Genomic DNA, 23042 nt, shown 5'->3' with positions numbered 1-23042 from the left:
GCGCGGCGGGGCAGGCCGTGGCTTGTGCCCGGGCGGGGCATCGCTAGTCTCGCCCGCGACGCGCCGATGCCGACACCCCGAGAGGAGACTGCCCATGTCCGCCCCGCTGAAAGCCATCGTCACAGGACACAGCCGCGGCCTTGGCGCGGCGATCGCCGCCGAGCTTGCCGCCGCCGGCGCCGAGGTTCTCGCGATCTCGCGCCGCGCCTCGGGGGCGGCGGGGCTGAAGGAAGTGGCGCTGGACCTATCCGACAGCGCCGCGCTCGCGGACTGGCTCGGCTCGGGGGCGCTGTCGGACTTTCTCGCGGGGGCGGGCGAGGTCGTGCTTGTGAACAACGCGGGCATGGTCGACCCGATCGGGCCCGCGGGCAGCAACGCGCCGGGCGCGGTCGCGACGGCGGTCGCGCTGAACGTCGCGGCGCCGCTGATGCTGGCCGAGGCGGTGATCGCCGCGCGCGCCGGTGCGACGCCGCTGCGGATCTGCCACATCTCGTCGGGCGCGGCGCGCAACGCCTATGCCGGCTGGTCGGTCTATTGCGCGACCAAGGCCGCGCTCGATCACCACGCCGCCTGCGTGCTGGCCGATGCCCTGCCGGAGGTGCGGATCGAAAGCCTCGCCCCCGGCGTCGTCGACACCGACATGCAGGGCACGATCCGCGCCACGCCCGAGGCGCGCTTCACCTCGCGCGCGCGCTTCGTCGCGCTGAAGGAGGACGGCGCGCTCGCCTCGCCCGCGGCGGCGGGGGCGAAGATCGCGGCGCACCTGCTCTCGCCCGGCTTCGGAGAGACGATCGCCACCGACATCCGCAACCTGTGACGTGATCCGGGCCCCCGTCGGCCCTCGTCGGCCCCGTCGGCGCCGCGCCGTCCGACGGCGGCGAACGGGGCGAGCGACGCGCGAACCGGGCTAGTCCGGGACCGCCGCGCTCGTCTGCTTGAGACAGCGCAGCGTGAAGCTGGACCGCGAGTGCCGGATCCCTGGCACGCGGTACAGCTTCGTGCGCAGGAATTCCTCGTAGCCCGCGGTGCCGTTCACCGCGACCTTCAGGAAATAGTCGTATTCCCCGGTGGTCAGCCAGACCTCCAGCACCTCGGGGATCGCCACCATCGCCCGCCCGAACGCCTCGAGCGCCGCGTCGTCGTGGTGATCCAGCGCGATCTCGAGGATCACGGTCTCGGCCGCGCCCAGCAGCCGCTGGTCCAGAAGCGCGGCATAGCCGCGGATGAAACCCAGCGTCTCCAGCCGCCGCGTGCGCTGCCAGCAGGGGCTGGGGGTCAGGCCCACCGCCTCGGCCAGCTGGGCGTTGCTCTGGCGCCCGTCGCGCTGCAGCTCGCGCAGGATCCGCCGGTCGATGCGGTCGAGTCGGTGGCTCTCGCTCTCCACGAACGATCCTTTCGCCGGCTTGGACAATCCCCGGAAGAAGCTTCTGCCAGCTTGGCCCTGCGCTCAAGGATCGGCAGGACATTCCGTGGCGTCTCTGCGAGGCTGGTGCCAACGGGTCCGACCCGGGCGTTTGAGGAGGCGCCCCGGACCCGGCCATGGGAGGAGACCGAAGGTGGCCGACAGCGACCCCCGCATTGCCCCGCTCAGCCTGACCGTTCCGGAACCGGCGGTGCGCCCCGGCGGCCAGCCCGATTTCTCGGGCGTGCCGATCCCGCGCGCGGGCACCGTGCGCCGCCCGGCGGTGGATGAAGAGCCCGAGGCGATGCGCGACCTCGCCTTCACCATCATCCGGGTGCTGAACCGCGACGGCGCGGCCGTCGGCCCCTGGGCCGAGGCGCTGGCGCTGCCCGACGACGAGCTGCTGACGGGCCTGCGCCACATGATGCTGCTCAGGATCTACGACGCGCGGATGATGACGGCGCAGCGCCAGCAGAAGACCAGTTTCTACATGCAGCACCTGGGCGAGGAGGCGATCAGCTGCGCCTTCGCCCGCGCGCTGTCGCCTGGCGACATGAACTTTCCGACCTACCGGCAGGCGGGGCTGCTGATCGCGGGCGGCTATCCGCTGTCCGAGATGATGCACCAGGTCTATTCCAACGACGGTGACCGGCTGCGCGGGCGGCAGCTGCCGGTGCTGTATTCGTCGAAGCCGCACGGGTTCTTCACCGTTTCGGGCAATCTCGCGACGCAGTTCCTGCAGGCGGTGGGCTGGGGCATGGCCTCGGCGATCTCGGGCGATCGCAAGATATCGGCCGGCTGGATCGGCGACGGCTCGACGGCGGAAAGCGACTTTCACGCCGCGCTGGTCTTCGCCTCGACCTACAAGGCGCCGGTTGTGCTGAACATCGTCAACAATCAATGGGCGATCTCGACCTTCCAGGGCATCGCGCGGGGCGGCGCGGGCACCTTCGCGGCGCGGGGGCTGGGCTTCGGCATCCCGGCGCTGCGGGTGGACGGCAACGACTATCTCGCGGTGCGGGCGGTGGCCGACTGGGCGGTGGCGCGGGCGCGGGCGAACCTGGGGCCGACGGTGGTCGAATACGTCACCTATCGCGCCGGCGGGCACTCAACCTCGGACGATCCCAACGCCTATCGCCCGGCCGAGGAAAGCGCGGCCTGGCCGCTGGGCGACCCGGTGGTGCGGCTGAAGGCGCATCTGATCGCGCGCGGCCTGTGGTCCGAGGAGCGTCATGCCCAGGCCGAGGCCGAGATCCTGGCCGAGGTCACCGCGGCGCAGAAGGCGGCCGAGGCGATCGGCACGCTGCACACCGGACGGCGGCCCAGCCCCCGGGACATGTTCGAGGATGTCTATGCCCAGATGCCGCCGCATCTGCGGCGCCAGCGGCAGGAGGCGGGATTCTGATGCCGCGGATGACGATGATCGAGGCGATCCGCGACGCGATGGACGTGTCGATGGCCGCCGACCCCGCTGTGGTCGTCTTCGGCGAGGACGTGGGCTATTTCGGCGGCGTCTTCCGCTGCACCGCCGGGTTGCAGAAGAAATACGGGCCCTCGCGCTGCTTCGATGCCCCGATCTCGGAATCCGGCATCGTCGGCGCGGGGATCGGCATGGCCGCCTATGGCCTGAAGCCGGTGGTCGAGATCCAGTTCGCCGACTACGTCTATCCGGCCTATGACCAGATCGTGTCCGAGGCCGCGCGGCTGCGCTATCGATCGGCGGGGGAGTTCACCTGCCCGATGGTGATCCGGATGCCGACGGGGGGCGGCATCTTCGGCGGCCAGACCCATTCGCAGTCGCCCGAGGCGCTGTTCACCCATGTCACCGGCCTGAAGGTCGTGGTCCCGTCGAACCCGCAGGATGCCAAGGGCCTGCTGATCGCCGCGATCGAGGACCCGGACCCGGTTGTCTTTCTCGAACCGAAGCGGCTTTACAACGGGCCGTTCGACGGCTGGCACGACCGGCCGGTCACGGCCTGGAAAACCCATGCGCAATCGGAGGTTGCCGAGGGGCATTACAGTGTCGCCCTGGGCCAGGCCGCGGTCCGGCGCGAGGGGCGGGCTGTCACGATCCTGGCCTATGGCACGATGGTGCATGTCGCGCTCGCCGGCGCCGAGGCGGCGGGGGTGGATGCCGAGGTCATCGACCTGCGCACGCTGCTGCCGCTCGATCTCGAGGCGATCGTGACCTCGGTCAGGAAGACCGGGCGCTGCCTGGTGCTGCACGAGGCGACGCTGACCTCCGGCTTCGGGGCCGAGCTTGCGGCGCTGGTGCAGGCGGAATGCTTCTACCACCTCGAGGCGCCGGTGCGGCGGGTGGCGGGCTGGGACACGCCCTATCCGCATGTCCACGAATGGATCTATTTCCCCGGCCCCGAACGGGTGGCGCGGGCGCTGACCGAGCTTGTGGAGGAGGCGTGAGCATGGGGATCCTGTCGATCCGGCTGCCCGACATCGGCGAGGGCATCGCCGAGGCCGAGCTTGTCGAATGGCTGGTGGCCGAGGGCGAGGTGATCCGCGAGGACGCGCCGATGGCCGCGGTGATGACCGACAAGGCCACGGTCGAGATCCCGTCGCCCGCCACCGGCAAGGTCGTGTGGCTTGGCGGTGCGCCGGGGCGGATGATGGCCGTGGGGGCCGAGCTGATCCGGCTCGAGGTCGAGGGGCCGGGCAACATGAAGCCCGCGGCGCCCGACACCGCCCCGGATGCGGCCAAGGCCGCGACCGACCCGCCCGCCGCGACCAAAGCCGCGACCAAGGCCGGGCCTGAAGCCGATACCGAAGCCGATAGCGAAGCGGATGCCGGGCCCGGGCCCGCAGCCGAACCTCGCCCCGATGCCGCAAGCAGGGCCCCGGCGCGGGAGACAGCCACGGGCAAGGCATCCGCAGGGTCCGGACGGGCGGTGCCGGCACCGCGGGGTGGCAGCGGGCGACCGCTCGCCGCGCCCTCGGTGCGGGCCCGCGCGCGCGAAGCCGGGGTGGACCTGCGGCAGCTGCGCGGCACCGGCCCCGCGGGCCGGATCACGCGCGGCGACCTTGACGAGTGGCTGGCGGGGGGCGCGCCCGCCCCCCGCTCCGCGCCCGCCGACGGCGCGGTCGAGGAGATCCCGGTGATCGGCCTGCGCCGCCGCATCGCCGAGCGCATGGCCCAGGCCAAGCGCGAGATCCCGCACATCACCATCGTCGAGGAGGTGGACATGCAGGCGCTCGAGGATCTGCGGGCGCGGCTGAACGCCGAGGCGGGCGAGCGGCTGACGCTGCTGCCGTTCCTGATGAAGGCCATCGTCCGCGCGGTGCAGGCGCAGCCCGGCCTGAACGCGCATTACGACGCCGAGGCGGGGGTGATCCGGCGCTTCGGCGCGGTGCATGCGGGCATCGCGACCCAGACCCCGGGCGGGCTGATGGTGCCGGTGGTGCGCCATGTCGAGGCGCTGGGCCTGCGCGAGAGCGCGGCCGAGCTTGCCCGCGTCACGGCCGCCGCGCGCGAGGGCCGCGCCACCCGCGACGAGCTGACCGGCTCGACGATCACCGTGACCTCGCTCGGGCCGCTCGGCGCCATCGCCTCGACCCCGATCATCAACCGCCCCGAGGTCGCGATCGTCGGCGTCAACCGGATGGCGGTGCGCCCGTTCTGGACCGGCACCGCCTTCGAGCCGCGCAAGATGATGAACCTGTCGTGCAGCTTCGATCACCGGGTGATCGACGGCTGGGACGCCGCGGTCTTCGTGCAGAAGCTCAAGACGCTTCTGGAAGCCCCGGCCCTGATCTTCGTGGACGGCTGACATGACGGACCTGACCTGCAAGCTTCTGATCATCGGCGCCGGCCCCGGCGGCTATGTCTGCGCGATCCGCGCGGGACAGCTGGGCATCGACACTGTCATCGTCGACCCCGAGCCGCCGGGGGGCACCTGCCTCAACGTCGGCTGCATCCCGTCGAAGGCGCTGATCCACGCCGCCGAGGAATTCCACCGCGTCGCCACCGCGGCGCAGGGGCCGCTGGGCATCACCGCCGGCGCGCCCGCGATCGATCTTGCGCGGACCACGGGCTGGAAGGACGGGATCGTCGGGCGGCTGACCGGCGGCGTCGCCACGCTGCTGAAGCGGGCGAAGGTGCGCCACGTCACCGGCCGCGCGACCCTGCGCGACGGCAAGTCCGCCGTCGTCGCCACGGCCGATGGCCCGCTGCGGATCGAGGCCGAGACCATCGTGATCGCCACCGGCTCGGCCCCGGTCGAGGTGCCCTCGCTGCCCTTCGGCGGCAGCGTGATCTCGTCGACCGGAGCGCTGGCGCTGACCGAAGTGCCGCGCCGGCTTGCCGTCGTCGGCGGCGGCTACATCGGGCTCGAACTTGGCACCGCCTTCGCCAAGCTCGGGTCGAGCGTCACGGTGGTGGAGGCGGCCGCGCGGATCCTGCCGCAGTACGATGCCGAGCTGACGCGCCCGGTCTCGGCCCGGCTCGAGGCGCTGGGCGTGCGGGTGCTGACCGGCGCCAAGGCCGAGGGGCTGGGCGCGGCGGGCGGGCTGCGGGTCTGGACGACCGATGGCCATGACGAGATCGCCGCCGACCGGGTGCTGGTCACGGTCGGGCGGCGTCCGGTGACCGCGGGCTTCGGGCTCGAGTCGCTGGACCTCGCGATGGACGGGCCGTTCCTGCGGGTGGACGAGCGCTGCCGCACCTCGATGCGCGGGGTCTACGCGATCGGCGACGTGACCGGCGAGCCGATGCTGGCGCATCGCGCGATGGCGCAGGGCGAGATGGTGGCGGGTCTGGTCGCCGGCGAGCGGCTGGGCTGGGACCGGCGCGCGATCCCCTCGGTCTGCTTCACCGACCCCGAGATCGTCAGCGTCGGGCTTTCGCCCGAGGCGGCGCGGGCGGCGGGCGAGACGGTCGAGGTCGCAAGCTTTCCCTTGGCCGCCAATGGCCGCGCGCTGACCACGGGGCGCGAGGACGGCTTCGTGCGCGTCGTCGCCCGCGCCGGGGATCACCTCGTGCTGGGGCTGCAGGCGGTGGGCGCAGGACTGTCCGAGCTGGCCGCCGCCTTCGCGCTGGTGCTGGAGAACGCGCTGGTGCTCGAGGACGTGGCGGGCACGATCCATGCCCATCCGACCGAGGGCGAGGCGCTGCACGAGGCCTGCCTGCGGGCGCTGGGCCGCGGGCTGCACCTCTAGCGGCGCGGATCAGCCGCGCAGGCGCAGCGCGAACAGGCTGCCGCCGATCGCGATCAGCACGAGCACGACTGAGAACACCTCGAAGGCCGGCAGCAGGCCGATCACGTCGCTGAGCCCGCCGATCATCATCGTCGGCACCGAGTTCGCGAGGTAGCCGACGATGTAGAAGCGCGACACCATGCTGGCCCGCCGCTCGGGCGGGGCGGCGCCGGTGACCAGCCCCAGCGCCCCGACGAAGGCCGCGCCGTAGGCCAGCCCGCTGAGCGGCACCAGCACGAACATGGCCGGCCCGATCGCCGCCGGCGCGGCCAGCGCCAGCGCCACCTGCGCGGCGGCGAGGCAGGCGAGCCCCCAGAGCACCGGGCCCCGCGGCCTGAACCGGCCGAACAGCGCCTGGCCGGTGCCGGCGAAGGTCTGGAACAGCGCCGGGATCATCCCCGACAACCCGGCCGAGGCGATGGCGAAGACCTCCTGCGCCAGGGTGGTGCCCATCGCCATCATCGTCGAGCCGACCATCCAGGCGGCGCAGATCGACAGGCAGCCCAGAAGGAACGGCGCCAGCGCCGACCGCGCGGGCGGGGCCGGCGGCGGGACCCCGGGGCCAGCGACCACGGGGGCGGGCACGATGGGGGCGGGCACGGCCGCGGCCGGGTCGGGGGCTGTCGGGGGCGCGGCCGCGGGCTGCGGGTCGGCCCGGCGGCCGGCGCTGGGCCAGCGCGCCCGGCACAGCCCGGCGAAGGCCAGCGCCGCGAGCAGCGCGATGACCACGAAGGGCGTCACCGTCGGCCAGGCGTGCAGCGCGAGCGCGGCCGAGCTGAGCAGCGGCCCGCCCGCGGCGCCGGCGGTGAAGGCGACCGTCGCGAGCGTCGTCGCCGCGCCGCGCCGGTGGGGGGGCGCAAGGTCGTAAAGCGCGGTCGAGGCCATGCCCGCGATCAGCCCGGTGCCGACCCCGTTCAGGCAGCGCCCGGCCAGCAGCATCGCGAGGCTTTGCGAGCTGGCGAAGATCACCGCCCCGGCCGCGGTGATCAGAAGGCCCGGCAGGATGATCCGGCGCAGGTCGCCGACCCGGCCGCCGATCCGCGCGGTCAGCATCAGCGCGATCAGCGTGCCCAGCGAATAGATCGCGTAGATCACCGCGCCGATCCCGTGCCCGACGTCCAGCCGCGCGAGATAGATCGGGTAGAGCGGGCTGGGCGCGGTCGAGCCGATCAGCGCCGTGAACAGCGCCAGCACGCAGGACGCCCGTGCAAGGGCGAAGCTCGCGCGGGCAGGCGGCGCGGCGGGCGCGGCGGGATCGGGCATCTGGTCGGCTTTCGCGGCGGTCTCGGAGGGTGACGCGGGGGTGACGTGGGGGGAGGCGTCGCGGCCCTTCCTCCGCCGCCCGGGCGGGAAAGGCAAGGGGGCGCGGCGGCCCGCCGGCCGCTCGCGCGTCCCGGCGCCGCCCGGCACGGGGTCGCACCCGGTCTTGCGCCCGATTTTCGGGCGGGTCCCGCGTGCCCGGCCGCCGTCGCGCGCCGTGACGCCGGGCCGGTCCGCCTGCGGGGCGGTGGCGCGCCGGTCAGCGGGGATCGGCGGCGCAGACCGGCGAGACCCAGAGCCGGATCGGGTCGGCCTCGGTCGCGCCGAGGGTGCGGCAGCTGCCCGCGGCGCAGAGCGTCCAGCCCGAGGGCGTCCGGCCCGAGGCGGCCAGCAGCACGCTGCGCTGAAGCGGCAGGTGGGGCCGGAACAGCCAGCCGTCGCCGTCCCTGACCGCGCCCTCGGGGATCTCCATCCCCGCGCCGGTGCCGACCACGCGGGCCTCGATCGGGCGCAGCCCGGCGGTGGTGACCTCCCACCGCTCCCACCACTCGACACGCTCGACCGAATGGGTCCAGCTCAGCGTGAAGGACGACACGGCGAGGGCGACCGCCCCCGCCGCGCCGGAGAGGCACAGGCTCATGCCGCGGCGGGGCCGTGGCGGCGCAGGCGCAGCACGTGGATCACCACCACCAGCACCGCGAGCGCGAAGCCGATCTCGTCGGTCAGGGGCACGGCGGCGACGAGGGTCGCCCCGCCCACCAGCGCGATCAGCCGCTCGAGCACGTTCGCCCGGCCGGTGAGGAAGCCCACGACGCCGATCCCCCACAGGCCGACCGCCACCACGGTCTTGAAGAAGATGTAGGCCACGGCCAGCGGATAGCCGATCTCGGCCGCGAGCGGGCCGCCGTCCTGCAGCATCAGCGCGGGGGTGTAGACGGCCATGAACGGCACCACGAAGCCCGCCGCCGCCAGCCGGATCGCCTGCAGCGAGATCTTCAGCCCCGAGGCCTTGGCGATCGGCGCCGCCGCGAAGCAGGCGAGCGCGACCGGCGGGGTCAGGTCGGCCATGATGCCGAAGTAGAACACGAACATGTGGCTGACGATCAGCGGCACGCCCAGCTGTTCCAGCGCCGGCCCCGCGAGCGAGGAGGTGATGATGTAGTTCGGGATCGTCGGGATCCCCATGCCCAGCACGAGGCAGGTCAGCATGGTCAGGATCAGCGACAGGAACAGGTTGTCCTTCCCGATGGCGATGATCGCGCCGATGAAGGTCGAGGCGATGCCGGTCAGCGTCAGCGTGCCGATGACGATGCCGACGATGGCGCAGGCGATGCCCACGGGCAGCGCGTTGCGCGCGCCCTGCGCCAGCGCGTCGCGCAGGATGCCGAGCGTGGGCCGCGCGCCCTTCAGCACCGCGCAGGCCGCCACCAGCGCGCCGATCACCAGGACCAGCAGGTCGACGCCGTATTCCAAGAAGGCCACGCAGGCCAGCGCCACCACCACCCAGAACACGGTCCGGATCGCCGTCGGCCCGATCATCGCCGCGAGGGGCGTGCCGAGGATCAGCACCGAGACCAGCGCAAGCCCCATCGTGCCGGCGAAGATCGGCGTGTAGCCCGCGAACAGCAGGTAGACCAGCGCCGCGAGCGGCAGGATCAGCGGCCACTGGTCGCGCACCGCGCGCCAGGGGTTCGGCAGCTCGCCCTTCGGCAGGCCCTTGAGGTTGTCGCGGCCCGCCTGCAGCCAGACCATCCAGAACACCACCCCGAAATACAGCACGGCGGGCAGGATCGCGGCGGTGACGACCTCGGCATAGGGCACGTTCAGCGTCTCGGCCATGATGAAGGCCACGGCCCCCATCACCGGCGGCATGATCTGCCCGCCCATCGAGGCCGTGGCCTCGACCCCGCCGGCGAAGGCGGGCTTGTAGCCGAAGCGCTTCATCAGCGGGATCGTGAACTGGCCCGAGGCCACGACATTGGCCACGCCCGAGCCCGAGATCGTGCCCATCAGCGCCGAGGACAGCACCGCCACCTGCGCCGGACCGCCGCGCATGCCGCCGACGAGGCCCAGCGCGAAATCGGTGAACAGCTTGAGCATCCCCGCGCGTTCGAGGAAGGCCGCGAAGACCACGAACAGGAAGATGTACGAGGACGAGACATAGATCGGCGTGCCGTAGATGCCTTCGGTGCCGAAGGCGAAATGCTCGATGATCAGCTCGAAGTCGTAGCCGCGGGTGATGAAGGGCGGCGGCAGGTGCTGGCCGAAGAAGCAGTAGGCCAGGAAGATGCCGGCGATGATCGCCAGCGGCCAGCCCATCAGCCGGCGCGCGCCGATGAACACCAGCACGATCAGGATCGTGCCCACCGTGAGGTCGGCATGGGTCAGGAAGCCCGAGCGGCGGATGATGCCGTCGTAGAAGATCCACTGGTAGAGCCCGACGCCCATGCCCACGAGGCCGAGCCCCCACCAGAGCGCCTGCCCGGCGCGGGTCCGCGCCAGCAGGTTGCCGACGAGGCCGAAGCCCAGAAGCAGCAGGAAGCCCACGTGCATCGCGCGGACCACCTGGCTTGGCAGCGTGCCGAAGGCGGCGGTCCAGATCTGGAACAGCGAGAAGGCGACCGCGATCCAGAAGGCCACGCGGCCCATGGTGCCGGTGCCGAAGCCGGGGGGAAGGCCCTCGAGCGCGTCCTCCTGCGCATCGTGCGGCGCGGGGTCGGGGCTGTGGGCGGCGGGGGTGGACATCTGGAGACCTCGCGCGGGGCGGCGGGGGTGCGCGCGGGGGCTTCGCCCCCGCACCCCCGGGAAATTTGTGCCGATGAGAAAGCAGGGGCGCGGCGCCGCCTCCGGGCGCCGCGCGGGGGGCGGTCAGCCCCGGGATGCGGTCACTTCAGGATGCCGGCTTCGCGATAGTACTTCTCGGCGCCCGGGTGCAGCGGGATCGGCAGGCCCTCGGTCGCCTGTTCCAGCTTGATGCCGCCGGCGGCGGCATGGGCCGACTTCAGCCGGTCGAGGTTCTCGAACAGCAACTTCGTCATCTGGTAGGCGGTCTCGTCGTCGACCTTGTCCGAGGTCACGAGGATGTTGCCGACGGCCGCGGTCGGCACGTCCTCGGTCTGGCCGTTGTAGGTGCCGGCGGGGATCGTCGCGGCCATGAAGGGCGCGCCGATCTTCTCGACCACCTCGGCCGGGATCGCCACCACCGAGATCTCGTTGGTCGAGCTGAGATCCTTGATCGAGGCGACGCCGAGGCCCGCGGACTGCAGCGTGGCCTGGATCTGGCGGTTCTTGATCAGCTCGGCGCTTTCGCCGAAGGGCAGGTACTCGACCTTCGAGAGGTCGTCATAGCTCATGCCGGCGGCCTCGAGGATCGCGCGGGCGTTCAGCTCGGTGCCCGAGGCGGGGGCGCCCACCGACATCGACTTGCCCTTGAGGTCCTCGATCGTGGTGATGCCGGCATCGGCGGTGGCGACGATCTGGACGTAGTTGGGATAGATCGCGGCGATGGCGCGCAGGTTGTCGAGCGCGCGGGGGAAGCCCGCCTCCTCGTTGCCCTCGGCCGCGAGCTTGACGCTGTCACCCAGCGCGAAGCCGAGTTCGGCCCGGCCGGCGGCGATGAGGTTGAGGTTCTCGACCGAGGCCTTGGTGGCCTGGACCTGGGTGCGCGCCCCCTCGATGCCCTCGGCGTAGATCTCCGACAGCGCGACGCCCAGCGGGTAGTAGACCCCCGAGGTGCCCCCCGTCGCGACGTTGATGAAGGTCTGGGCCCCGGCGGCCGACGCGGCAAAGGCGGCGGCCACCACGGCCGCCGAAGCGAGCCGGGTGCGAATGGCGATCATGCGATTTCCTCCCTGGAGCATGTCCTGGCCAAAGCCTGCACGGGCGGCGGCGGATTTCCAAAGCGGATTCGCGAATTGCCCGGTTGCTGGGCAATCTCGGAAAAGTGGCTGAAAAGCGGTGAGTTATCGCGCAGGCAGCCGCTGCGATCTGGCGAATGTTCGCCAAGGTTCGGTTTTCGGTGGCGGTGGATCGCCAACGATCAACGCAGGCCGAGCCGTTGCAGCTTTTCGGCCAGGGTCCGGCGCGGGATGCCCAGCGCCTCGGCGGCGGCGGCGACCTGGCCGTCGGCGGCGGCCATCGCGTCGGAGATCATCGCGGCCTCGACCGCGGCGAGGCGCTCGGGCAGGGCGGGGGCGGGCGTCGCCGCGGGGCGCTGGGCGCCGGGCAGCGCAAGGACGCGCGCGAGTGCCGCGGCGCGCAGCTCGGGCAGCTCGTCGGGCCAGGGCCGGGCAGCGATGCGGTCAAGCTCGTCAAGCGCGAGGTCGGGGATCGGGCGGCCGAGCCGGGCCGCGGCCTCCTCGAGCGCGCGCAGGTACAGCAGCGCGATGTCCTCGCGCCGCGCCGCAAGCGGCGGCACGGCGATCTCGGCGGGGGCGAGACGGTGGTAAAGCTCGGGGCGCAGGGCTGCGCGCAGCGCCTCGGGCGGCATTGCGCTTGCGGCGACCAGCCGCAGCTCGGCGCCGCGCGCCTCGGTGCCGCGCTCGGTCAGCGCGCGCACGAGGCGCGCCTGCAGCGGGCGCGGCAGGTCCTCGATCTCGGCGATGTAGAGCGTGCCGCCGGCGGCGGCCTCGATCCGGCCGGCGGGGCGGGGGGCGCCGCGCTCGGCCGGGCGCTCGGCGGGACCGAAGAGGTCGGCCTCGATCTGCGCCTCGGACTGGCCGGCGAGGATCAGCGCCTGGAACGGGCGGCGGGCGCGGCGGCCCGCGTCGTGCAGGGCGCGGGCGGCCTCTTCCCGGCCCGAGCCGGGGCGGCCGGTCAGCAGCAGGTCGACGGGCAGGTCCGCGAGACGCGCCAGCCGGTCGCGCAGGGCGGCCATCGCCGCCGAGGTGCCGGGCAGCCGCGCCTCGATCCGCTCGGCGCTGGCCGGGGCCCAGCGCGGCAGGCCGGTGTCGCGCCGCAGGCGCCGCCGCTCGACCGCGCGGTCGATGGCCGCGACCAGATGCTCGGCCGAATAGGGCTTTTCCAGCAGGTCGAAGGCGCCGGTGCGCATCGCCTCGACCGCGACGGGCACGTCGGCATGGCCCGACAGCAGGATCACCGGCAGGCCGGGATCGGCGGCGCGCAGCTGCTCGAGCACCGCGCGGCCGTCGAGCCCGGGCATGCGCAGGTCGGTCAGCACGCAATCGAGCCGCGCGGGGTCGATCGCCTGCAGCGCCGCCGCCGGGTCGGTGAAGGTCGCGATCTCGAAGCCCGAGGCGCCAAGCCAGTCGGCCGCCGCCTCGCACAGCCGGGGCTCGTCGTCGATGAAGGCGATGGCGCCGCGGCTCATGACGGCACCGGGGTGGCGACGAAGGGCAGGGTGACGGTGGCGCGGGTGCCGCCGCCGGACGCAGGCGCGAAGGCGAGCCGCCCGCCGCAGTGATCGAGGATCGAGCGCACGATCGCGAGGCCAAGGCCCAGCCCCTCGCCGGGGCGGCCGGTGACGAAGGGTTCGCAGATCTCGGCCGCGCGCGCCGGCGTGAGGCCGGGGCCCTCGTCGGTCACGGTCATCGCCAGCCGGTCGCCGTCGCGCCCGAGGCGGATGACGACCCGGGCGCCGCCGGCGGCCGCCGTCGCCTCGAGCGCGTTCAGCACGAGGTTCACCGCGACCTGTTCCAGCTGCACCGCCTGCCCCGGCACCGGCGGCAGCGCCGGCGCGGGCTCGGCCGTCAGCGCCAGCCCCAGCTCGCGGGCGCGGGGCTCGGTGATCTCGACCGCGGCGGCCAGCACCTGGGCCATGTCCACCGGCTCGGGCGGGGCGGGGCGCTGGCGCGCGCCGAAGCTTTTCAGGTGGCCGACCATCTTCTGCATCCGCGCCAGAAGCCCGCGCGCGGCCGCGAGGCTGCGCGTGGCGCGCGCCGCGTCGTCGCGGCCCACGTGCAGCTCGGCCGCCGCGAGCGTCGCGTCGAGCGCCGAGAGCGGCTGGCTCACCTCGTGCACGATCGCCGCCGACATCCGGCCCAGCGCGGCGAGCTTCGCGGCATGCACGAGGCTTTCATGCGTGCGCCGCAGGTCCTCTTCGGCGCGCTTGCGCACCTCGATCTCGTGCGCAAGCTCGGCCGTGCGCTCGGCCACGCGGGTCTCAAGCTCGCGCGCCTGGGTCAGGCGCAGCCGCACGAGCTGGCGCCGCTGCGCCGCGATCACCGCGAGGACCGAGGCAAGCAGCACCGCCAGCGCCGTCACCGCCGCGACCAGTCGCGCGGTCGCGGCCACCGGCGCGACGGGCAGGCCCAGGATCAGCTCCCAGCCGTCGGGTTCGATCCGGGCGCGCGCCAGCCGCAGCGCGGCGCCCGTCGCATCGGTCAGCCGGCCCTCGGCCGAGAGCGGCTCGGCCGCGACGACGTCGAGGCCCTGATAGAGCCGCGCCCCGGCGAGCCGGTCGCGGTCGGCCGCGGTCAGCGGCGCCAGCGGGCGATAGCGCCACGGGCTTTGCCCGGTCAGGAACACCACGCCCGAAGCATCGGCGAGCGCGACGGATTCGTTGGCCTCGGCCCAGGTCCGCTCAAGCCCCTGCATGTCCAGCTTGACCACGCCGACCCCGGCGGGATGCCCGGCCGGGCCAAGGCGGGCCGACAGGAAATAGCCCGGCTTGCCCGTCGTCACCCCCACCGCGTAGGTGCGCCCGCGCCCGGTGGCCATCGACTGGGCGTAATAGGGCCGGAAGGAATAGTCCTGCCCGACGAAGCTGCCGGGCTCGTTCCAGTTCGAGGCCGCGACGGTGCGCCCGGCGGGGTCGAGCACGTAGACCTCGTCGGCGCCCGACAGGTTGCGCAGCGTCTCGAGATAGCGGTTCGCCTCGGCCTGCCGCATCCGGTCCGCCGGCGCCGCGAGCAGGCCCGCGACCCGCGCGTCGAGGCCGAGCGCGGCGGGCAGGTAGGCCAGCCGCTCGACCTCGGTCGTGACCGCGTGGCGGGTGACGGTCAGCCGATCGGCGAGCAGTCGGTCGAGCCGCGCGAGGCCGATGCGCTGCGCGAGGTGATAGGCCCCGAGGCTCGTGCCCAGCATGACGAGCGCGAGCGCCCCGGCGCGCAGCGCGCCGGGCAGGCTCGGGGCGCCGGGCAGGCGCCGGGGGGCGTCATCGCGTCGGGTCATGTGCTGCTTTTTGCCGCATCCCGCGCCCGGCGGAAAGGGTGTGCCGCGCGGTGGCCGACACAGGCGGCCGACTCGGGCGACCGACTCGGGCGGCGCCGGGGGGGCGGGAGGGTCGTTCCGCACCCGCTGCGCGGGCCCGGCAAAAGATTCGCGCCGAGTGCGAATTTTCGGGAACCCATTCCCCCCGCCCCGGGTTATGTGCCGATGACCGGAATTGACCCCAAGGACCACTCGCAGCATGCCGTCTGAGGCGCCGGAAGGCCCCGCATCCGCCGGGGGTGCAGACAGTTTGAGGATGCGGCTTCAGCGCGACACGCGGGCCGCGCATGACCGGTTGGATGCCGCGCTCGCCCGGATCGACCTCGGCTCGGCCTCCGGGCTCGCGGCGTTCCTGCAGGTGCAGGCCGAGGGCTTCGCGATGCTGCGCGCCGGGCTCGGCGATGGCGCCGGCGATCCCGGTCTGGCGCCCGGTCTGTCGGACCTTCTCGACGAGATGACTGCCGCGCTGGCCGCCGATGTCGGGCCCGTGGCGCGACCCGCACAGGTCCCGCCGCTGTCGCCCGACGCGGTGGCCTATGTCACGCTGGGGTCGCGGCTGGGCACGCGCGCGCTGGCGCAGCGCTGGGCCGCCGGGGTCGCGGGTAGCCGCTATTTCGCGCTGCCGTCGCGCGGTGCCGAGTGGCGCGATCTCGTCGCGCGGCTGTCCGCCCGCCCCGCGACCGGGCCCGCGGCCGACCGCGTCACCGCCGATGCGCTGACCTGCTTTTCCCTGTTCGACGAGGCCGCCGAGCGCCGCGGCCTTGCCGGCTCCACCCGCGCGACCGTCTCCAGCGCGGCCTGAGGATTCATGACCGAACCGCTTCCCTACGACGTCGACCTGACCAACTGCGACCGCGAGCCGATCCACCTTCTGGGCCGGGTCCAGAGCTTCGGCTGCCTTGTCGCGATCTCGTCCGACTGGATCATCCAGCACGCCTCGTCCAACTGCGCCGAAGTCCTGGGCGTGGATTTCGTCGCCGCGATCGGCACGCGGCTGCAGGACCACGTCCGCGACGAGGTTCTGGCGCGGCTGCGCGGCCGGATGCAGGCGCTGGCGCATGGCAACGACAGCGTGCGGATCTTCGGGCTGGACCTGGTGGGCGACGGCTGCCGCTATGACGTCTCGCTGCACCAGTCGGGCCGCAGCTTCGTGCTGGAATTCGAGCGCAAGATGGATCTCGACGAGCGCGACGACCTTGCGCAGGTGCATCCGCTGATCGCGCGGATCCGGTCGGGCAACGGCGTGCAGGGCATGGCGCACGAGGCCGCGCGCGGGCTGCGGGCGCTGTCGGGTTTCAGCCGGGTCAAGGTCTACCAGTTCGCCGCCGACGGCTCGGGCACCGTGATCGCGGAATCGCGCGACCCTTCGCAGGACAGCTATCTGAACCTGCGCTTCCCGGCCGCCGACATCCCCGCCCAGGCGCGCGAGCTCTACCGCCGGTCGCTGCTGCGGCTGATCGGCGATGTCGAGGATCCCGGCGCGCCGGTGCTGCCCTACCGCAACCCCGAGGGCGAGCCGCTGGACCTGTCGCTGGCGGTCACCCGCGCGGTGTCGCCGATCCACATCGAATACCTCAAGAACATGGGCGTCGGCGCGTCGATGTCGGTGTCGATCCTGCACCGCGGCCGGTTGTGGGGGCTGTTTGCCTGCCATCACCACGAACCGCTCTACATCGACTACGAGCGGCGCACCGCGGTCGAGCTGTTCGCGCAGCTTTTCTCCTATGAACTGATCCAGGCCGAGAGCGACGCCGAGCGCGATTCAATGCTGACGGCGCAAAGCACCCATGACCGGCTGATGTCGCGGCTGTCGTCGGGCGAGGGGCTGGCGGCAAGCTTCGACGTGCTCGCCGACGAGATCGCCGCGGTGATCCCGCACGACGGCATCGCGCTCTATGCCGACGGGCAGTATTTCCACCGCGGCCAGACCCCGACCGAGGAAGAGTTCCTGGGCCTCGCGCGGTTCCTCAACACCGCCGCGACCAGCCGGATCTTCGCCACCGACTCGATCGTGTCGCGCTTCCCCGGCGCCGAGGTGTTCCGCGACCGCGCCGCGGGGGTGCTGGCGCTGCCGATCTCGCGCACGCCGCGCGATTTCATCGTGCTGTTCCGAGGCGAGATCGCGCAACAGGTCGCTTGGGCGGGCAATCCGGGCAAGGTCTACGAGACCGGCGCGCACGGGCCCCGCCTGACCCCGCGCAAGAGCTTCGAGATCTGGCGCGAGGTGGTGAAGGACCATTCCGCCCCCTGGACCGAGGCCGACCTGCGCACCTCGGAAAGCTTGCGGGTGACGCTGCTCGAGGTCGTGCTGAAGCTGACCGACGCCGCCAATGCCGAGCGGCTGCGCGCACAAGAGCAGCAGGAACTGCTGATCGCCGAGCTGAACCACCGCGTACGCAACATCCTGTCGCTGATCCGCGGCCTTGTCTCGCAAAGCCGCGACGGGGCCGAGGATGTCGCCAGCTTCACCGACCGGCTGGACGGGCGGATCCAGTCGCTGGCGCGGGCGCACGACCAGCTGACCCGCAAGGAGTGGACGCCGGTCTCGCTCAAGGGGCTCGTCGATGTCGAGATGGGGGCCTATCTCGATGCGAACGGGCGGCTCGAGGTGTCGGGGCCCGACGTCCTTCTGGTGCCCGACGCCTTCTCGACCATGGCGCTGGTGATCCATGAACTGGTGACGAACTCGGCCAAGTACGGTGCGCTGTCGGTCGCGGCGGGGACGGTGCGGCTTGCGATCGCGCCGCAGCCCGACGGGGCGCTGGTGCTGGGCTGGGCCGATGTCGGCGGCCCCGCCGTGCGGCCGCCGAAGCGGCGCGGCTTCGGCACGACGATCATCGAGAAGTCGATCCCCTTCGACCTGCAGGGCGAGGCGGCGCTGCAGTTCCTCGTCACCGGGGTCGAGGCGCGGTTCATGATCCCGGCGCGCTTCGTCATGCCCGCCCCCGACGGCACCGCACCCGGGCCGGCGCCGGTGCTGGCCGTGCCCGCGACATCGGTCGTCGCCAAGCGCGTGCTGGTGGTCGAGGACACGATCATCATCGCGATGGACGCGGCCGACATGCTGGGCGACATCGGCGCGACCGAGGTCGACACCGCCTCTGGCGTGGCCGAGGCGATGCGGCTTCTCGACCGCGCGCGCTACGATTTCGTGCTGCTGGACGTGAACCTCGGGCGCGAGACCTCGCGCCCCGTGGCCGAGCGGCTGCGGGCCGAGGGCGTGCCCTTCGCGCTGGCCACGGGCTATGGCGACAGCCCCGAGGTGCGCGACGGCTACCCGCGCTCGCCGATCCTGCAAAAGCCCTACACCGTCGACATGGTGCGCCGGGTGATGGCCGAGGCGCTGGCGAACAACTGACCCGCGGCTATTCGGCCGCGCGGTGCCGCCGCGCGGTCTCGAGCCCGGCGAGACGGTCCTTCAGCTGTGCTATCTCGGCCGCCATCTCCTCGGGCGTGGGCGGCGGCGTCTCGGCCTCGCGCGGGCCGACGAGGCCGCGCGCAAGCCGCCCGATCAGGCGCGAGAGGTCGTCCATGATCAGGTAGAAGGACGGCACCACGATCAGCGACAGCACGGTCGAGACGATGATCCCGCCGATCACCGCGATCGCCATCGGCGCGCGGAAGCTGCCGCCCTCGCCCACGCCCATGGCCGAGGGCAGCATCCCCGCCGACATCGCGATCGAGGTCATGACGATCGGCTGCGCGCGCTTGCGCCCGGCCTCGACCATCGCCTCGAACCGGGGCAGGCCGCGCGCCTGCATCTCGATGGCGAAATCCACCAGCAGGATCGCGTTCTTGGTCACGATCCCCATCAGCATCAGGATCCCGATCAGCACCGGCATCGACACGGCCGAGCCGGTCAGGATCAGCGCCGCCGCCACGCCGCCGATCGCCAGCGGCAGCGAGAACAGGATGGTGAAGGGCTGGATCACCGAGCGGAACAGCAGGATCAGCACCGACATCACCAGCAGCAGCCCCAGCAGCATCGCGTTCTGGAACCCCGCCACCACCTCCTGCTGCACCTCGGCATCGCCGCTTTCGCGGATCCGCGCGCCCGCGGGCAGGTCGACGCCCGCCGCGATCTCGCGGAAGCGCGCGGTCGCGGTGTCGAGCGCGACGCCCGGCGGCAGGTTCGCCCCGATCGTCGCGCGCCGCTCGCGGTTCAGCCGGTTGATCGCGCTCGGGCCCTCGGCGATCTCGATCTCGGCCACCGCGTTCAGCGGCACCGTCCCGCCCGCCGCCGTCGGCACCCTGAGCGCCGAGATCCGCGCTAGGTCGTCCTTGATCGCGGCGCCCAGCTGCACCCGGATCGGGATCAGCCGGTCGTCGAGCGCAAGCTTGGCCAGCGCCGCGTCGTAGTCGCCGATCGTCGCGACCCGGATCGTCTCGGCGAGGTCCGCGGTCGACACGCCCAGCCGCGCGGCCTCGTCTGACCGCGGCCGCACCTGGATCTCGGGCCGGGGCAGGGCGCCCGAGGTCGACACGTCCGCCAGCGCCGGGTCGCCGCGCAGCGCCGCCTCCAGCCGGGCGACGGCCTCGTTCAGCCCGGCCTCGTCCTGCGCCAGCACCGAGAAGCTGACGTCGCGCTCGCCGCGGTCGTTGAGCTTGTAGGCCCGCAGGTCGGGGGTGCGCGACAGGATCGCGAAGACCTCGGCCTCGATCGCCGACTGCGGCCTGAGCCGCCCCTCCGAGGCCGGCACCGGCACCAGCGTGCCCACCAGCGGCGCGCGGTGCGCGATCTCGGCGATCCGGCGCAGGAGCGAGTGGTCGAGCTTTTCCAGCAGCACCGAGATCGAGGCCCGGCGGATGTCCATCTCGCCCGTGGGCGACGAGCCGCCAAGGACGAAGACGTCCGCGACCCCCTCGACCGCGGCGATGCGCTGGCGCAGCGCCTCGGTCGCGCGGTCGGTCTCCTCGAGCGAGACGCCGGGCGGCAGCTCGGCCGAGATCGAGATCCGGCTGACGTCCTCGGGCGGGATGAACGATCCCGGGATGCGGACCATGAAATAGACCGACACCGCGAGGATCGCGATCGCGGCCAGCAGCGTGAGGTAGCGCATCCGCATGGTCGCCGCGACGACGCGGGCATAGGCGCGGATCACCCCGCCCTCGGTCTGCTCGTGGTGGGCGTCGCGGGCGCGCATCAGGTAGGCGGCCATCATCGGCGTGATCAGCCGCGCGACCAGCAGCGAGAACAGCACCGCGATCGCCACGGTCAGGCCGAACTGGCGGAAGTACTGTCCCGGGATGCCGGGCATGAACGACACCGGGGCGAAGACCGCGACGATGGTGAAGGTGGTGGCGATCACCGCCAGCCCGATCTCGTCCGCGGCGTCGATCGCGGCGCGGTAGGGCGACTTGCCCATGCCGATGTGGCGCGAGATGTTCTCGATCTCGACGATGGCGTCATCGACGAGGATGCCGGTGGCGAGCGTGATCGCGAGGAAGCTCACGAGGTTGAGCGAGAAGCCCAGGATGTCCATCAGCCAGAAGGTCGGCACCGCCGAGAGCGGCAGCGCCACCGCCGCGATCAGCGTCGCGCGCCAGTTGCGCAGGAACGCGAGCACCACGAGGATCGCCAGCACCGAGCCCTCGATCAGCGTGTGCAGCGCGGCCTCATAGTTGCCGTAGGTGTAGAAGACGGTGTCGTCGACGGGCGTGATGCGGATCTCGGGATGGTCGGCGCGGATCTGCGCGAGCGTGGCGCGGGTGACCTCGTCGACCGACACCTCGGAGGCGCCCTTGGCGCGGAACACCGCGAAGGTCACCACCTGCTGGCCGTTGAAGCGCGAGAAGCTGCGCAGCTCTTCGTAGGTGTCGATGACGGTGCCGATGTCGCCCAACCGCACGAACCGCCCCGAGGGCAGCGCGATCGAGGTCTGCGCCAGTGCCGCGACCGCCTGCGCGTCGCCCAGAAGCCGGATCGCCTGCTCGCCGCCGCCGATCTCGGCCCGCCCGGCGCCGAGATCGGCGTTGGTGGCCCGGATCTGGCGGCTGACCGTGGCGGCGGTGATGCCGTAGCTGTCCAGCAGCCCCGGGTCGAGTTCCACCCGGATCTCGCGGTCGGCGCCGCCGTAGCGGTCGACGCGGCCGATGCCGGGCTGGCCCTGCAGCGCCCGCGTCACCACGTCCTCTACGAACCACGACAGCTCCTCGATCGTCATGTCGGGCGACGAGACGGCATAGGTCAGGATCGCCTGCCCCTCGACGTCGATGCGCGACACGATCGGCTCCTCGACATCGCCGGGCAGGTCCGAGCGGATGCGGTCGATCGCGTCCTTCACGTCGGTCACCGCCTGATCGGTCGGGATCTCCATCCGGAATTCGACCGAGGTCTGCGAACTGCCGTCGGCGACGGTCGAGATGATGTTCTTCACCCCGTTCACGCCCGCGACCGCGTCCTCGACCAGTTTCGTCACCTGGCCTTCCAGCTCGGCCGGCGCCGCGCCGGGCTGCGCCACCGAGACCGAGACCAGCGGCACGTCGATGTTGGGGAAGCGGGTGACGGGCAGGGCGTTGAACGCCTGCCAGCCCAGCGCCATCAGCAGCACGAAGCACAGGATCGGGGCGATCGGGTTGCGGATCGACCAGGCCGAGAAATTCATCGCTCAGTTCCCGGCCGCGGGCGTGTCGGGCGTATCGGCAGCGTCGACCGGGTTGATCCGGTCGCCGGGTCGCACGAAGGCGCCGGCGCGCGCCACGACCCGGTCGCCCGCGAACAGGCCCTCGCGGATCTCGACCCAGGCGCCGTCGCGGATGCCCAGCGTGACCGGCGCCACCTCGACCGTGCCGTCGGCGCGCACGCGCTTGGCCTCGGCCCCGGCGGCCCCGGTGGCGCTGCCGCCGCGGGCGATCGCGGCGGCGGGAAGCGCCAGCGCCTCGCGCCGCTCGACCAGGATCTCGGCCTCGGCGAACTGGCCCGCGCGGATGCGGTCGGTGGCGTCGATGCCGATGCGCACCCGGCCAAGGCGCGTGGTGGCGTCGACCGTGGGCTCGACCAGCCGTACGGTGCCGGTCAGCGGCTCGGCCACGCCCGCGGGGTGCAGGCTGACCGCCTGGCCGGGGGCGAGGCGGCCGATGTCCTGTTCGGCGACGTCGGCGCGCAGTTCGAGCGCGCCGTCGCGGATCAGTGTGAACATCGGCTCGCCCTGGGCGGTGGCGACCGCGCCGACCTGCGCGGTCCGCTCGGTGACGATGCCCGCGACCGGCGCCGCGACCAGCGTGCGCTGCAGCCGCAGGTCGACATCCGCGATCTGCGCGTCGACGAGGTCGCGCTGGGCCTGCGCCGCGCGAAGCCCCTCTTCGGCGGCGGTGACGCGCGCATTCGCGGCATCGGCGCTGGCCTGGGCCTGGTCCAGCGCGGCCTGCGCCGTGGTGCCCTGGTCGCGCAGCGCCTGCGTGCGCCGCAGCACCCGTTGCGCCTCGAGCGCCGAGGCCTGCGCCTCGACCCTCTGCGCCTCGGCCTGCGCGATCGAGGCGACGGCGGCGGCGCGGCTGGCGACGTACTGGCTGCGCTGCAGGTCGAGCGTCGCGCCCGACAGCCGGGCAAGCGGCTGCCCGGCCTCGACCCGGTCGCCGACATCGACCATGAGCGAGTCGATCGGCTGCCCCTCGATCAGCGGCTGGACCTGCACCTGTTCGACCGGCTGCACGAGGCCGGCGGCGCGGATCCGGTCCGACAGCGCGCGGCGCGCGACCGTCACCACCGAGATCGCGGGCAGGGCCGGCGCCTCGGCGCGCGGGGTCTCGGCGGCATCCGGCGCGGCCACCTGCGCGGGGGCCGGCGCGGCCTGCACGGCAAGGGCGGCCAGGAGAAGGGCGGGGAGGCTGGCACGTCGGGGCATCTTGGTGTCTCGAACTGTCCGGTTCGATGGGACCATAGTGCAAAGTTAATACCGAACACATAGGAAAGCGCTGCATCCTGCCGCTTTCCGTGGCGGCGATGCGCCGACGGTCTTTGCCAAGGGCCTTCGGTGCGGGCCAATGGTGTGGGCCGGGGCCG

At 72.8% G+C, this 23042-nt stretch carries 16 protein-coding genes; 7 read left to right on the top strand and 9 right to left on the bottom strand.

The genetic code is table 11. From position 1 onward, the window contains the following. The first annotated feature begins 94 nt into the window (after positions 1 to 94). Positions 95 to 817, top strand: a complete 723-nt coding sequence (locus V8J39_RS15225) for an SDR family oxidoreductase (RefSeq protein WP_336461781.1) — start codon at positions 95 to 97, stop codon at positions 815 to 817. 90 nt (positions 818 to 907) lie between these two features. Here V8J39_RS15225 and V8J39_RS15220 read toward each other — a convergent pair whose 3' ends face one another. After that, positions 908 to 1384: an Lrp/AsnC family transcriptional regulator gene (locus V8J39_RS15220; protein ID WP_336461780.1), complete on the bottom strand. Its 477-nt coding sequence runs from the start codon at positions 1382 to 1384 to the stop codon at positions 908 to 910. Positions 1385 to 1556: 172 nt separating this feature from the next. On the opposite strand from V8J39_RS15220, the gene V8J39_RS15215 reads away from it, so the two are divergent. Genes V8J39_RS15215 through lpdA form a run of 4 tightly spaced genes read left to right on the top strand, consistent with a single transcriptional unit; the run spans position 1557 to position 6571 of the window. Next, positions 1557 to 2807, top strand: a complete 1251-nt coding sequence (locus V8J39_RS15215; RefSeq protein ID WP_336461779.1) for a thiamine pyrophosphate-dependent enzyme — start codon at positions 1557 to 1559, stop codon at positions 2805 to 2807. Beyond that, on the top strand, positions 2807 to 3823 hold the full coding sequence (locus V8J39_RS15210; protein WP_336461778.1) for an alpha-ketoacid dehydrogenase subunit beta: 1017 nt from the start codon (positions 2807 to 2809) through the stop codon (positions 3821 to 3823). The genes V8J39_RS15215 and V8J39_RS15210 overlap by 1 nt, the downstream gene beginning before the upstream one ends. 2 nt (positions 3824 to 3825) lie before the next feature. Then, positions 3826 to 5184, top strand: a complete 1359-nt coding sequence (locus V8J39_RS15205) for a dihydrolipoamide acetyltransferase family protein (RefSeq protein ID WP_336461909.1) — start codon at positions 3826 to 3828, stop codon at positions 5182 to 5184. 1 nt (position 5185) lies between these two features. Beyond that, positions 5186 to 6571, top strand: coding sequence for a dihydrolipoyl dehydrogenase (lpdA, locus tag V8J39_RS15200; RefSeq protein WP_336461777.1), 1386 nt, complete (start codon positions 5186 to 5188; stop codon positions 6569 to 6571). A 9-nt stretch (positions 6572 to 6580) separates the two neighbouring features. Here the strand turns inward: lpdA and V8J39_RS15195 are convergent, their stop codons facing one another. The 6 genes from V8J39_RS15195 to V8J39_RS15170 all read right to left on the bottom strand — a co-directional run bounded on the left by V8J39_RS15195 (position 6581) and on the right by V8J39_RS15170 (position 15001). Next, positions 6581 to 7873: an MFS transporter gene (locus tag V8J39_RS15195; RefSeq protein ID WP_336461776.1), complete on the bottom strand. Its 1293-nt coding sequence runs from the start codon at positions 7871 to 7873 to the stop codon at positions 6581 to 6583. Between the two features lie 256 nt (positions 7874 to 8129). Then, the gene (locus V8J39_RS15190; RefSeq protein WP_336461775.1) at positions 8130 to 8510 is read right to left on the bottom strand and encodes a DUF1850 domain-containing protein; all 381 of its coding nucleotides are present in this window, start codon (positions 8508 to 8510) and stop codon (positions 8130 to 8132) included. Then, positions 8507 to 10615 (bottom strand): TRAP transporter permease, encoded by a 2109-nt coding sequence (locus tag V8J39_RS15185; protein WP_336461774.1) that lies wholly within the window; start codon positions 10613 to 10615, stop codon positions 8507 to 8509. The genes V8J39_RS15190 and V8J39_RS15185 overlap by 4 nt, the downstream gene beginning before the upstream one ends. A gap of 140 nt (positions 10616 to 10755) precedes the next feature. Then, on the bottom strand, positions 10756 to 11709 hold the full coding sequence (locus V8J39_RS15180; RefSeq protein WP_336461773.1) for a TAXI family TRAP transporter solute-binding subunit: 954 nt from the start codon (positions 11707 to 11709) through the stop codon (positions 10756 to 10758). 200 nt (positions 11710 to 11909) lie between these two features. Next, on the bottom strand, positions 11910 to 13199 hold the full coding sequence (locus V8J39_RS15175; protein ID WP_336461772.1) for a sigma-54-dependent transcriptional regulator: 1290 nt from the start codon (positions 13197 to 13199) through the stop codon (positions 11910 to 11912). Continuing rightward, positions 13196 to 15001 (bottom strand): sensor histidine kinase, encoded by a 1806-nt coding sequence (locus tag V8J39_RS15170; RefSeq protein ID WP_336461771.1) that lies wholly within the window; start codon positions 14999 to 15001, stop codon positions 13196 to 13198. Before V8J39_RS15170 ends, V8J39_RS15175 begins: the two co-directional genes overlap by 4 nt. Positions 15002 to 15296: 295 nt before the next feature. Between V8J39_RS15170 and V8J39_RS15165 the strand changes: the two genes are divergently transcribed. Together V8J39_RS15165 and V8J39_RS15160 are read left to right on the top strand one after the other, a co-directional pair. After that, on the top strand, positions 15297 to 15842 hold the full coding sequence (locus tag V8J39_RS15165) for a hypothetical protein (RefSeq protein ID WP_336461770.1): 546 nt from the start codon (positions 15297 to 15299) through the stop codon (positions 15840 to 15842). Between the two features lie 6 nt (positions 15843 to 15848). Next, complete coding sequence (locus V8J39_RS15160) at positions 15849 to 18398, top strand: HWE histidine kinase domain-containing protein (RefSeq protein ID WP_336461769.1); 2550 nt, start codon at positions 15849 to 15851, stop codon at positions 18396 to 18398. Between the two features lie 7 nt (positions 18399 to 18405). On the opposite strand, the gene V8J39_RS15155 is transcribed toward V8J39_RS15160, so the two are convergent. Together V8J39_RS15155 and V8J39_RS15150 are read right to left on the bottom strand one after the other, a co-directional pair. Further along, positions 18406 to 21645 carry an efflux RND transporter permease subunit gene (locus V8J39_RS15155; protein ID WP_336461768.1) on the bottom strand — a complete coding sequence of 1080 codons (3240 nt, stop codon included), beginning with the start codon at positions 21643 to 21645 and terminating at the stop codon, positions 18406 to 18408. Between the two features lie 3 nt (positions 21646 to 21648). Beyond that, the gene (locus V8J39_RS15150; protein WP_336461767.1) at positions 21649 to 22884 is read right to left on the bottom strand and encodes an efflux RND transporter periplasmic adaptor subunit; all 1236 of its coding nucleotides are present in this window, start codon (positions 22882 to 22884) and stop codon (positions 21649 to 21651) included. Positions 22885 to 23042: the final 158 nt, after the last annotated feature.

The sequence above is a fragment of the Frigidibacter sp. MR17.24 genome (assembly GCF_037095655.1).
Classification (GTDB): domain Bacteria; phylum Pseudomonadota; class Alphaproteobacteria; order Rhodobacterales; family Rhodobacteraceae; genus Frigidibacter.
Note: the sequence above shows the minus strand (reverse complement) of the source record. Positions and strands in the feature narration are given on the sequence as shown.